The 12,770-nt window shown below is 40.0% G+C and carries 11 protein-coding genes; 4 read left to right on the top strand and 7 right to left on the bottom strand.

What is annotated here, in order from left to right; all coding sequences use genetic code 11:
* Positions 1-603 precede the first annotated feature (603 nt).
* On the bottom strand, positions 604-2,286 hold the full coding sequence (gene leuA, locus ABJD71_RS13965) for a 2-isopropylmalate synthase (RefSeq protein ID WP_348170525.1): 1,683 nt from the start codon (positions 2,284-2,286) through the stop codon (positions 604-606).
* A 157-nt stretch (positions 2,287-2,443) separates the two neighbouring features.
* Between leuA and ABJD71_RS13970 the strand changes: the two genes are divergently transcribed.
* Positions 2,444-2,908 carry an Lrp/AsnC family transcriptional regulator gene (locus tag ABJD71_RS13970; RefSeq protein WP_348170528.1) on the top strand — a complete coding sequence of 155 codons (465 nt, stop codon included), beginning with the start codon at positions 2,444-2,446 and terminating at the stop codon, positions 2,906-2,908.
* Between the two features lie 70 nt (positions 2,909-2,978).
* Here the strand turns inward: ABJD71_RS13970 and ABJD71_RS13975 are convergent, their stop codons facing one another.
* The 6 genes from ABJD71_RS13975 to prfC form a co-directional block, all read right to left on the bottom strand.
* The gene (locus ABJD71_RS13975) at positions 2,979-3,989 is read right to left on the bottom strand and encodes an isoaspartyl peptidase/L-asparaginase (RefSeq protein WP_348170531.1); all 1,011 of its coding nucleotides are present in this window, start codon (positions 3,987-3,989) and stop codon (positions 2,979-2,981) included.
* 289 nt (positions 3,990-4,278) lie between these two features.
* Positions 4,279-5,823: a lysine--tRNA ligase gene (gene lysS, locus ABJD71_RS13980; RefSeq protein ID WP_348170534.1), complete on the bottom strand. Its 1,545-nt coding sequence runs from the start codon at positions 5,821-5,823 to the stop codon at positions 4,279-4,281.
* Positions 5,824-5,857: 34 nt separating this feature from the next.
* Positions 5,858-6,956, bottom strand: a protein-coding gene (gene prfB, locus ABJD71_RS13985) for a peptide chain release factor 2 (RefSeq protein ID WP_348170537.1) whose coding sequence is annotated in 2 segments (ribosomal slippage) — positions 5,858-6,880 and positions 6,882-6,956 — 1,098 coding nt in all. Because the reading frame shifts where the segments join, the coding sequence is not laid out codon by codon here.
* A gap of 95 nt (positions 6,957-7,051) precedes the next feature.
* Positions 7,052-7,297: a hypothetical protein gene (locus ABJD71_RS13990; protein ID WP_348170540.1), complete on the bottom strand. Its 246-nt coding sequence runs from the start codon at positions 7,295-7,297 to the stop codon at positions 7,052-7,054.
* A gap of 149 nt (positions 7,298-7,446) precedes the next feature.
* Positions 7,447-9,183 (bottom strand): arginine--tRNA ligase, encoded by a 1,737-nt coding sequence (gene argS / locus ABJD71_RS13995; RefSeq protein ID WP_348171011.1) that lies wholly within the window; start codon positions 9,181-9,183, stop codon positions 7,447-7,449.
* A 27-nt stretch (positions 9,184-9,210) separates the two neighbouring features.
* Positions 9,211-10,788: a peptide chain release factor 3 gene (prfC, locus tag ABJD71_RS14000; protein WP_348170543.1), complete on the bottom strand. Its 1,578-nt coding sequence runs from the start codon at positions 10,786-10,788 to the stop codon at positions 9,211-9,213.
* Positions 10,789-11,023: 235 nt separating this feature from the next.
* On the opposite strand from prfC, the gene ABJD71_RS14005 reads away from it, so the two are divergent.
* The 3 genes from ABJD71_RS14005 to ABJD71_RS14015 all read left to right on the top strand — a co-directional run bounded on the left by ABJD71_RS14005 (position 11,024) and on the right by ABJD71_RS14015 (position 12,648).
* Positions 11,024-11,290: a helix-turn-helix transcriptional regulator gene (locus ABJD71_RS14005; protein WP_348170546.1), complete on the top strand. Its 267-nt coding sequence runs from the start codon at positions 11,024-11,026 to the stop codon at positions 11,288-11,290.
* A gap of 20 nt (positions 11,291-11,310) precedes the next feature.
* The gene (locus ABJD71_RS14010; RefSeq protein ID WP_348170549.1) at positions 11,311-12,018 is read left to right on the top strand and encodes a hypothetical protein; all 708 of its coding nucleotides are present in this window, start codon (positions 11,311-11,313) and stop codon (positions 12,016-12,018) included.
* Positions 12,019-12,087: 69 nt separating this feature from the next.
* Positions 12,088-12,648 (top strand): hypothetical protein, encoded by a 561-nt coding sequence (locus ABJD71_RS14015; RefSeq protein ID WP_348170552.1) that lies wholly within the window; start codon positions 12,088-12,090, stop codon positions 12,646-12,648.
* Positions 12,649-12,770 lie beyond the last annotated feature (122 nt).

Genomic DNA, 12,770 nt, shown 5'->3' on the forward strand with positions numbered 1-12,770 from the left:
TATATTAGCCAGACCGCACGTTTAAGCCACTTTAGGAATAAACGGAATAATGATTCTGGCAATTAATTTATTTCATCTTTTCATATACTTATTAGCTTTTAAAGGTAAATTTTTTATTAGCGAACCATGTAGAAATCACGAATCTGGATAAATACAGAATATTATATTTTCACTTAGAGTATTAACTTCAACAAAAACAATGAGATAAAATTAATTGGTCTACTTTCAATTATATTTTTTCACAAATAATAACAGTGAAAAATGGAAAATTTTAAAATACGCATTATAACTGTATAAACAAACAGTATAACAATGAGTAAATTATGTCAGCTTTTATCGAGGCAATTTGAACAGAAATTAGAACAAAACAATACAGTTTGAAAACTGAGAAAAGTTATTTGTATTAGGCGAGATACTTATTCGTTAACAATATGAGACATCCACGGTAATTAAATGTTTACAACCTAGTGGATTTAATCGGCGAAGTTGATTTAGCCGTTAATGGTCACCGCTAGGCAAGCTGATAGGCTAAAGCCTAAGCCAGAGGCTCTGTCACAAACGATGCCTTGTAAGCATCGCCCATCAACAAAGCATCCCAACACCCTACGCTTGCAACTTAATGACTGGCTCAACCCATTTTCGATTTACGCCATTAATCAGTGCTTTAACTGCACTAAGCATTATGTTGCTGTCTTGGGCTACTCCAAAGCTTGCGGCTTGCCCTGCGACCTTCATCTCGATATAACATACTGCAGCGACACCAGAGCCGCTGCCTATAGAGTGCTCATGGTAATCAACTACTTCTAATGTTTGATAAGTTAGACTTCGAATTGCTTCTACTGCTGCGTCTATCGGGCCGTTACCTGTGCCATGAACATGCTGTTTACAGCCTTGGTAATTAATTTCAATATCTATTCTTTGTTGACCATTATCTAAACTCGAAACGGTACTACTTACTAGTTCTATGGGCGCGCATTGTTGTAAATACTCTTGATTAAACAAGTCTACAATCGCCTCAGAGTCAGACTCTTTACCTGTTTTATCATTCATTTGTTGCACAATGCGCGAAAACTCTATTTGTAGTTTACGAGGCAATTGAAGCCCAGCCGCTCTTTCTAATAAAAAGCTTACCCCGCCTTTGCCTGACTGACTATTTACCCTAACTACTTCATCGTAGTTACGACCTAGATCAGCAGGATCTATAGGTAAATAAGGGACTTTCCACACTTCATCTTGCTGCTGTACCGCAAGACCTTTTTTAATGGCATCTTGATGTGAGCCAGAAAATGCTGTGAATACCAACTCACCCACATATGGATGCCTAGGGTGCACAGGTAGTTGATTACACTCTTCAACCAACTTACGAGTCTGATCAATATTTGAAAAATCTAAATTAGGGTGAATACCTTGGGTGTACATGTTTAACGCCAATGTCACTAAATCTACATTACCGGTACGCTCTCCGTTACCAAACAAACACCCTTCAACTCGGTCAGCGCCGGCCATAATAGCAAGCTCTGCAGCAGCCACAGCGGTGCCCCTGTCATTATGGGGGTGAACACTAAGAATGATATGTTGGCGCTGTTTAAGATGGGTATGCATCCATTCAATTTGATCTGCGTAGGTATTAGGAGTATTCATCTCGATGGTTGCAGGTAAATTGATAATAATTTTGTTGTCTGTGCTGGGCTCCCAAATTTTCACTACCGCATCGCATACTTCTTTGGCAAAGCGTAACTCAGTGCTTGAGAATACCTCTGGCGAGTATTGATAGGTCCAGTTAACTTCAGGGGCAGTCGCCGTTAATTCTTTAACCCACTGGGTGCCTTGGGTTGCAATATTCTTCACACCGGCTTTATCGGTTTTATATACAATCTCTCGAAATGCTGGGGCCAATGGATTGTACATATGCAAAATAGCTTGCTTGGCGCCTCTTAAGCTTTCTACTGTTTTTTCAATTAAGTCATAACGAGCTTGCACCAATACCTCTATGCTGACATCGTCGGGTATGTGGTTACCTTCAATTAATAGACGTACAAAATTAAAGTCAGTCTCTGATGCCGATGGAAACCCTACTTCAATTTCTTTAAAGCCCATTGCCACCAAAGCTTTAAAAAATCGCAACTTAGTTTCAATAGACATAGGGTCAATTAACGCTTGGTTACCATCACGTAAGTCGGTACTCATCCAAATTGGCGCTTTTTCTATACGCTTACTGGGCCACTGTCTAGTTTTTAAGTCAATACCGTAAAAAGGCTGATATTTTGTGTGTGGATTGTTGATCATAACTAAGGTCCGAATATCTATGAATGAGTCTGTCACTATCATATCGAACTCAACTGAGAATAAGATTGCGAAAAACACGCAATAAAACATCAACAGCACAATAAAATTGCTATAAAATAAATATAATTAACATTAATTGCTTCACTAATGAATTTATATGAAATTTGATAAATATGATCGTTTGATCCTTAAAATAATTCAGCAACAGGGGCGTATCTCTAATCAAGAGTTAGCAGAAGCGATCAATTTGTCACCCTCGCCTTGCTTAAGACGGGTCAAACAGTTAGAAGAAACTGGGTTTATAGACGGTTATGTGGCCTTGCTTGATGCGAAAAAATTGGGCTTGTCTTTGGTGTCATTCATGCAAGTAAGTATGGATAAACACACACCCGAGCGATTTAATCATTTTGAGGCTGAAATCGCCAAGTGCGTTGAGGTGTTAGAATGCCACTTAGTAACAGGACAAACCGCTGATTATCTGCTTAAGGTTATAATCAAAGATATGGATGGTTTTCAGCATTTTCTATTGAACAAACTTACCCCTATTGATGGCGTAAGTGGCGTGCAATCATCTTTTGTTTTGAAATCGCCCATTAACACCCGAGCGTTACCCATTTTATAAATAAGTAGAACTTAAACCTGTTACGGCTAGAGAATTGCGAGGTTAATAGCCCGCAACTCCCTGTTTTGTATTAGGTTTTATCACCATAAATAGCCACTGTGACTTTGCCCTTTGTGTCGATACTTGCACGGTACATACCTTCAGAATTAAACGGCATGGCTACATTCCCTTTACTGTCCATAATGATCACGCCACCTGAGCCTGCCTCAGGTGATAACACCTGATGGATCACTTCGTTACCTGCCTGCTCGATTGTTTTACCCGCATATTTTACGCGGCTACAAATATCAGCAGCCACATGATTGCGAATAAAATACTCACCATGCCCAGTGGCTGATACAGCACAACTTTCATTATCAGCCCACGTACCGGCGCCTATAATGGGTGAGTCGCCAATGCGGCCCCAACGTTTTGCCGTCATTCCACCTGTTGAGGTACCCGCAGCTAAATTACCATTTATATCTAGAGCAACCGCGCCCACTGTGCCGAATTTATAATCCACCACTTCAGGGTCAATATTCATTGCGTGGTCATTTTTTAAAATGTTCTGCTTAACCTTTTCAAGGGCTTTTTGGCGGCGCTCAGTATCAAAAGTGTTATTAGTGGTCATCTCAAGGCCATTGGCCTGTGCAAAATCATCAGCTCCTGCGCCACTTAGCATCACGTGTACAGATTCATTCATCACCAACTGCGCGGCTGCAATGGGGCTTTTGGTTCGTTTGACCCCTGCAACAGCCCCTGCTTGTTTGTCTTGACCACGCATAATAGACGCATCTAATTCGTGCTCACCATCCCATGTAAATACAGCGCCTATGCCTGCGTTAAATAAGGGAGATGCCTCCATAACTTGTATAGCTTTAATCACCGCCTCTTCGCTGCTACCGCCACCAACTAAGACGGCATACCCAGCCTTAACCGATTCAGACAATTTAGCTCTATACTCGGCTTCTCTTTCATCAGACAGATTAGCTTTGGTTATGGTCCCCGCCCCACCGTGTATAGCAAATGCTATGGGAGAATCTGTTTTAGAGAGTACGTTGAACGAAGATAAGGTGAATATAAATAGAAATAGATGTTTCATAAATGGGCCTTGTTGTTTTTTCGACAGCTAATCATTAGCAGGTTGCGGTTGTCAACATAACATCGACCACCGCCACGTATTTAGGGATGGGTTAAGACTAGATTTTGAGACCGTTAACTCTGTGATAAAGCAATCGATTGCAATGAAAAATCTGATTATACTTCATGGTGAAGCAATGCTCTGTGCGCAAAGAGAAGGCTTAAGTTGGGGTTAATTTCTCATACTTTAGAAAGTCCCCCACATACAAAAAAAGGACGCCTAAGCGCCCTCAATATCGAATGCAAAATAATTACTCTGCCGGAGACTCTGGCTTCATATGCGGGAACAAAATCACATCTTTAATGGTGGAGCTGTCGGTAAATAACATCACTAAACGATCGATACCGATCCCTTCACCAGCAGTGGGTGGTAAACCATATTCTAACGCTCTTATGTAATCTTCGTCGAAGTGCATAGCTTCATCGTCGCCTGCATCTTTTTCTTCAACCTGTTTACGAAAACGAGCAGCTTGATCTTCTGCATCATTAAGCTCAGAGAAACCATTGGCTAATTCACGGCCACCAACAAAGAATTCAAAACGGTCTGTAATGAAGGCATTGTCGTCATTACGGCGAGCAAGTGGTGAGACTTCCCACGGGTAGGCAGTAATAAAAGTAGGTTGGTCGAGCTTTTCTTCAGCTGTAGCTTCGAAAATCTCACACAAATATTTACCTGCACCCCAAATGCCGTCTACCTCAGGCTCTTTAATGTGCAGCTGCTTCGCCATTGCTTTTAGCTCAGGCAAATGATTTTCAGGATCGTTAATCGCCTCAGCATTTGCTTCTGGCCAATACTTAAGTACAGCTTCATTCATCGTTAAACGTACAAATGGCTGTCCAAAATCATAATCTACTTCCGTTAAGATGTTACCCTCAGCGTCTTTAGTGGTGTTTTTGATTATGGTTGTGCCTAATACATCTTGTGCTACTTTACGTAACATTTCTTCAGTTAGGTTCATCAGATCATGATAATCCGCATAAGACTGATAAAACTCTAACATAGTAAATTCAGGGTTATGGCGAGTCGACAGACCTTCGTTTCTGAAGTTGCGGTTTATTTCAAATACTCGCTCAAAGCCCCCAACTACTAAGCGCTTTAGGTATAGCTCTGGGGCAATACGTAAGTACATATCAATGTCTAACGCATTGTGGTGTGTAGTAAAAGGTTTAGCCGTAGCGCCACCAGGTATCACCTGTAGCATGGGCGTTTCCACTTCCATGAAGTTACGCTCAGTTAAAAAGTTACGAATACCGCTCACCACTTTACTGCGGATCATAAATGTTTCGCGAGTTTGCTCGTTAGTAATTAAATCAACGTAACGCTGGCGATACTTGGTTTCTTGGTCGGCCAGACCGTGAAATTTTTCAGGCAGAGGGCGTAACGACTTGGTCAATAACTGATACTCAGTCATGTTGACATATAAATCACCTTTACCCGACTTATGTAATTCACCTTTAACGCCTATAATATCGCCAATATCTAAGCTACCAAAGCGTGCTTTAATGTCTTTTTGTGTGTCTTTAGAAGCGTACGACTGAATACGTCCGGTCATGTCTTGCAACAACAAAAAAGGGCCACGCTTAGCTAAAATACGCCCTGCGATACTAACTACTTTGCCTAACTCTTCTAAGGCTGCTTTTTCGTGTTCGCCGAACTCTTTCTGTAACTCATCGCTATAAAATTCACGACGAAAGTCGTTAGGGAAACCATTAGATTTGCAGTTTTCTCGTATCTGAGAAAGTTTTGCACGGCGCTCTGCAATCAATTTGTTTTCATCTTGGGTTTGTTCGGTCATCGACTTTCCTGATATCTCTGTAATTTATAGTGTCTTACAATCCAGATTTTAAGCTGGCTTGTATAAATTTATCTAAATCACCGTCTAGTACGGCTTGAGTGTTGCGGGTTTCTACCCCTGTACGTAAATCTTTAATACGTGAGTCGTCTAGCACATAAGAGCGTATTTGACTGCCCCACCCTATGTCAGACTTGCCGTCTTCCATAGTTTGTTTTTCTTCATTCTGTTTGAGCATCTCATGCTCATAAAGCTTCGCCTTTAGCTGCTTCATTGCTTGCGCTTTATTTTTGTGTTGAGAACGATCGTTTTGGCACTGCACAACTATATTCGTTGGCTCGTGAGTTATACGTACCGCTGAGTCAGTTCTGTTTACATGTTGACCACCAGCACCAGATGCTCGATAAGTGTCAATACGTAAATCTGAAGGATCGATTTCAATTTCGATGTCATCATCTACTTCTGGATATGAGAACACAGAGGCAAAAGATGTATGACGCCTACTACCTGAATCAAATGGCGATTTTCTAACAAGACGATGTACGCCTGTTTCTGTGCGTACCCAGCCAAATGCATAATCACCACTAAAGCGTATAGTGGCACTTTTAATGCCTGCTACATCACCGTCTGAAACTTCAATTAATTCAGTTTTAAACCCATGAGCTTCACCCCAGCGTAAATACATGCGCAAGAGCATATTTGCCCAATCTTGGGCCTCTGTACCGCCAGAACCAGACTGAATGTCAATATAACCATCATTTGCATCATTGGGCCCAGAGAACATACGTCTGAATTCAAGAACTTCTAGCTTTTTAATTAGCTCTACTAATTCAGACTCTGCTTCATCAAAGGTATCTTGATCTTCAGCTTCTACAGCTAGCTCTAATAAACCTTCAACATCTTCGGTTCCTTGGTCGAGCACATCTATGGTTTCAACAACCAATTCTAAAGCAACTTTTTCTTTTCCAAGTGCTTGAGCACGATCGGGTTCATTCCAAACGTCTGGACTTTCTAATTCTCGATTAACTTCTTCGAGGCGCTCTTTCTTTTGATCGTAGTCAAAGGTACCCCCGAAGCGACAATGCGCGTTTTCTAATATCGGCGATAGCGTTGTTGACTGGGTTTATTTCAAACATAAATTATCGAGATAGTCTCTGTATAAAAGGGCCGCGATTTTAACGGATTTTGTACATTAATAACAGAGTTCAAAACTAGAATTAATGCAACAACATCAATGCTCATTAGATAATACTTTAACTTTGTCTTTTTGAACGTAACAATGGCACATAAAGTTTGAATAAATTACCGGCTCAATTTCTGTAAAACACAGTTCAATGCTCGCTATCTTTAACTGTGTATCTGGGCCAGATGTAGGCACACCTGAAAACGTTCTATCTATCCAATCACCAATGCGAAAGGTAAGAATAAACTGGCTATGAATAAAGATATAAACTTGCTCCATCACAAGCTTTGTCATGTGCAAAAGTTAAAATAGAGTATGAATAATACGGAGTGTCACTTCTAAGGTAGCAGTATTTCAATGCTAGTGATTTGATAAAATGTACTAAAAAAGCCGCTTCATAAAGCGGCTTTTTTAGTGTCTAGTAAACAACCTAAAGAATAAGATTACATTTTTTCCATAGTTTCGATACCGAGTAAATCCAAACCTGATTGTAATGTTTTAGCAGTCAATTGCGCTAACATTAAGCGACTATTTTTAGTTTGTTCGTCTATACCTTCTTTGAGGATTGGGCAGGCTTCATAAAAACTCATAAACAAACTAGCTAGTTCGTAAATATAAGTGCATAGCACGTGCGGCGTTGCTTCGGCTGAAACCTGTTTAATAGCTTCAACATATTGCATTAATTTAACAGCTAATAATTGTTCCTGACTTTCAATTAAAACAATATCAGCTTGTAAATTAATATCATCAGCGTGGGCTTTTCTAAAGATGCTTTGAACACGTGTATAAGCGTACTGTAAGTAAGGTGCCGTATTGCCTTCAAAACTGAGCATTGAATCCCAGTTAAAAATATAATCAGTCGTACGGTTTTTACTTAAATCTGCATACTTAACTGCGCCAATACCGACTTTATCTGCAATGATTTTACGCTCATCAGATGATAAGTCTGACTCGCGTTTATTGATCAATACTTCTGCACGCTCAATGGCTTCGGTTAACAACTCCGCTAACTTTACAGTGCCGCCGGTACGAGTTTTGAAGGGTTTACCGTCATTGCCTAACATCATACCGAAAGGGCAATGCTCGTAACTTTGTTCTGGTTTAATAAACCCTGCTTTACGAGCCACTATCTCTGTTTGTTTAAAATGTAGTGCCTGACGCGCATCGGTGAATATGAGTGTGCGGTCAGCATTTAGTTTGTCATTACGGTAACGAATAGCAGCTAAATCAGTTGTAGCATACAAGTAACCACCACCAGATTTTTGTACAATATAAACAGCAGGATTACCTTCCTTGTCTGCCATTTCATCTAAAAATGCCACTTGTGCACCTTGATCTTCAACGACGATACCCGTGGACTTTAATTCTGCTACAGTTGCAGCAAGGTCATCGTTGTAAGCGCTTTCACCCATGACATCACCACGAGCCAAAGAAACATTAAGTTTGTCGTACACTTCTTCACTATGAGCAATAGATACATCAATAAAGTTTTGCCACAACTGCATGCATTGCTCATCACCACTCTGTAGCTTAACAACATAGTCTCTTGCTCGGTCAGCGAAGCCATCTTCATTATCAAAGCGTACCTTTGCAGCACGATAAAAATCTTCTAAATCAGATAATGCGGTTTCTGCTACTTCGTTGGCAGCAAGCTTGTCATTTAGATGGGCCAATAACATGCCGAATTGCGTTCCCCAATCTCCCATATGGTTTTGGCGAATAACCTTGTGACCTAAAAACTCTAACGTTTTAGCGACTGCATCACCAATAATAGTGCTACGTAAGTGACCAACATGCATTTCTTTGGCAAGATTAGGGGCAGAATAATCTACTACTATACTTTGTTGTGGTTCTGTTTCGATTCCTAGACGAGTGTCTGCATTTGCAGTTTGTAACTTCTTGGCTAACCACTTTGGCTTTAAATGAATATTAATAAAGCCCGGCCCAGCAACTTCAAGTTTTTCAGCCTCTGCGTCTAAGTCAACTGCCTCGACAATTTTTTGTGCTATATCACGTGGCTTTTGTTTTAACACTTTTGACAATGCCATTGCACCATTAAATTGATAATGACCAAAATCGACGCGGGTGCTTCGGCTTAGAGGCGCAGCTGTACCATCTGGAGCACCAATAGCGGTGAGTGCAGTTTTAAATTTTTCTAATAAAAAAGTATGTAAATTCATATTCATTTTGTCTCAAAAATTTGAGGCTTAGTGCTCTCTGGTCGTATGGAATGTGATATCAGGATATCTTTCTTGGGCCAATGATAGGTTGACTCTGGTGGGGGCGATATAAGTTAAATTATCACCGCCATCTAAGGCTAAGTTAGCTTCAGCTTTACGTCTAAACTCATCTAAAGTTTTTGCGTCTGGTGCAGTAACCCATTGCGCGGTATAAACATTTACATGCTCATACATAGCATCAACGTTATATTCACCTTTCAAACGCGCCACTACCACATCAAACTGCAAAACCCCTACTGCACCAACAATAAGATCATTATTTTGTAGCGGTCTAAATACCTGAACAGCACCTTCTTCAGACAATTGAATAAGGCCTTTTTGAAGCTGCTTTTGCTTAAGAGGATCTCTTAACCTGATACGTTTAAATAATTCTGGCGCGAAATTAGGAATGCCCGCAAAACGAAATTTTTCACCCGCAGTAAAGGTATCACCAATCTGAATTGAACCATGATTATGTAAACCAATAATATCACCAGCATAGGCTTCTTCGAGTAGTTCCCTGTCACCCGCTAAAAATGTCAAAGCGTCTGATATACGGACATCTTTACCAATACGGCTATGGTGCATTTTCATGCCCTTTTCATACTTACCTGATACGACGCGACAAAATGCTATCCGATCACGATGTTTAGGGTCCATATTGGCTTGTATTTTAAATACAAAGCCACTAAATTTTTGTTCGCTAGAATCGACTTTTCGCTCGTTTGTATCGCGACCTTGAGGCAAAGGTGCCCACTCAATCAAACCGTCTAACATATGATCGACACCAAAATTTCCCATTGCAGTACCGAAAAAGACGGGGGTTAGCTCACCAGCCAAAAACTCTTCGCGATTGAATTCATGTGAGGCACCTTGAACAAGTTCTAACATTTCTCGTAACTCTTCGGCGTAGACACCAATGGCTTCGTCTAGCTCTGGGTTATCTAAACCTTTAACAACTCTTACATCCTGAATCGTATGCCCTAAGCCTGTTTGATATAAGATAGTTTCATCTCTTAAGAGGTGATAGACACCTTTAAACTCTTTCCCCATGCCTATAGGCCACGTGATAGGTGAACACTTAATATTAAGCACACTTTCAACCTCATCTAATAGGTCAATAGGGTCGCGAGTATCCCTGTCTAACTTGTTCATAAAGGTTATGATCGGTGTATCACGCAAACGAGTCACGTCCATTAGTTTAATGGTACGTGCTTCAACACCTTTGGCTGCATCAATTACCATTAAGCATGAGTCAACAGCTGTTAAAGTACGATAAGTATCTTCTGAGAAGTCTTCGTGCCCAGGAGTATCAAGTAAATTAACAAGGTGCTCTTGATACGGAAACTGCATTACCGAGGTCGTAACAGATATTCCGCGTTCCTTTTCCATCTCCATCCAATCAGACTTAGCATGCTGGCCTGATTTTTTACCTTTTACGGTTCCTGCTTTTTGCAAGGCATTACCGAACAAAAGAACTTTTTCAGTAATTGTGGTTTTACCGGCATCGGGGTGAGAGATAATCGCAAATGTGCGGCGTTTATCAACTTCTTGTTGAAAGGACATGAAAATACTCTTTGCTAAACGAATGACTAATGATTTTGGCCGCGCATTGTATATGACTTAAGGTAAAAAGTCCTGATTCAGCGATAACTTTCATAGTATCTAAAGATATTTACTTCTATCAACTGCTGTATCGTTAGATATTTGTTATAAATTTTTAATTTACTCATCCTAAAGTTTACTTTATAGTCTTCATGGTAAGTTTTTTGCCATGTCACATTTTAGGAAGTCTAACGATATGTCTCGTAGAAAAATGTTTAGCGGAGCTCAATTAAAATCTTTGCGAAAAGAGGCGGGGTTCACTCAAGAGGAACTAGCTAGTCGCATTGGTATTAGTCGGGAGACTGTGTCTGCCATAGAAAATGAAAAACCAGAAACTATGGAAAGCATTGGTGTAAGTGTTATCAGTAAATGGTGGTCAACTTGCCGTCAAACTGCTTCAGCACAAACTCGTGAATCTTTTTTCTCTACCGTTATGGACTATTTCGGCTTTAACTTAAGCTAAACTTATCTTAATCTAGGCAAATGTTAATACGCGCCTACTTTCCCCAAATTATCACAGCACTCTTCGGAGGGCTTTTTATCGCCTTTGGAATACTGACTTTTAATAACGGCGGAATTTTTGACAGAGTCTTTTTAGGCGTGCTGATTTTTACAGCAATTGTTTGTCGGCATGATATTAATGTAGTCTCTATTGTAACAATATTATTGGCCCAATTACTTTTAGAAGAGCTTGTATGGTTATTTTGGCTAGATAACTATATTTTTAAAGTATCATTTTACATTTGTGGGTTTTGGATTGCCTATACATTTAGATATGATTGGGGCGCAAAAGTAACCATACTATGTCTAATTCTAGCCTCAATAACAGAGTTGTACTGGCATGTTGCAGATTATGATGCCCCGATGATTTTTTGGCATGTTTGGATAATGATATCTAACATCACTGTAAGATTTCTTATTTTTTCTCGTGTCGGCATAGTTCATCGTTACTTCCCTAAAACAGCAAAATCAATAAATTTAGATTGGATAATTTATAAATTAAGTGGCGTGGTGCTAACGGTTCAAGCTCTTATGATTGTAGAATATACAATAAGGCATTTATCAGGGATCAATATTCTTACTATATATCACTTATATCCATATTTATTACGAAGTATATCTGTTTTCAGTGTGTGGGCGATATTTCATGAAAATAACAAGTTATTAATTCCAAAACTAATTAAAGCATAGCTCTACTTAAGCTTAAAAAACAGACATAATCCCATTGCAACTTACCTAAATAAGCAATGAGGAAAAAATATGTTTATCAAAACTACTTTATTAGTAACAGCTTTAACTTTATCTACTACCTACATCGAGTCATATGAAGTTAACAAAACCGTAATTTCATCGCAAAACCAGATATTGGAAAGTGAAAGTACACATTTTCAACCTGCAACTGACCAGTTGATTGTAAGTAAAAGTACACGTTTTCCACCAGCAGCTGAGCAATTAATCGCAAGCAAAAGTACGCGTTTTCCACCGGCAACTGAGCAGTTAATCGCAAGCAAGAGTACGCGTTTTCCACCAGCAGCTGAGCAGTTAATCGCAAGCAAAAGTACGCGTTTTCCACCAGCAACTGAGCAGTTAATCGCAAGCAAAAGTACGCGTTTTCCACCGGCAACTGAGCAGTTAATCGCAAGCAAAAGTACGCGTTTTCCACCGGCAACTGAGCAGTTAATCGCAAGCAAAAGTACGCGTTTCCCTCCAGCAACTGAGCAGTTAATCGCAAGCAAAAGTACGCGTTTTCCACCGGCAACTGAGCAGTTAATCGCAAGCAAAAGTACGCGTTTCCCTCCAGAAAGTACTCAGATAGCGTAACTTAATGTTAAAGGATTTAATTTCGCCCACAATAGGGCGAAATTATTTATCATCACCTCTTCTCAAATATTTAGAAATATTTTTCCATTACGAATCATTTACTTACCTAAAAAAGAGCAATT

The sequence above is a fragment of the Paraglaciecola sp. genome (assembly GCF_039943935.1).
Taxonomy (GTDB): domain Bacteria; phylum Pseudomonadota; class Gammaproteobacteria; order Enterobacterales; family Alteromonadaceae; genus Paraglaciecola.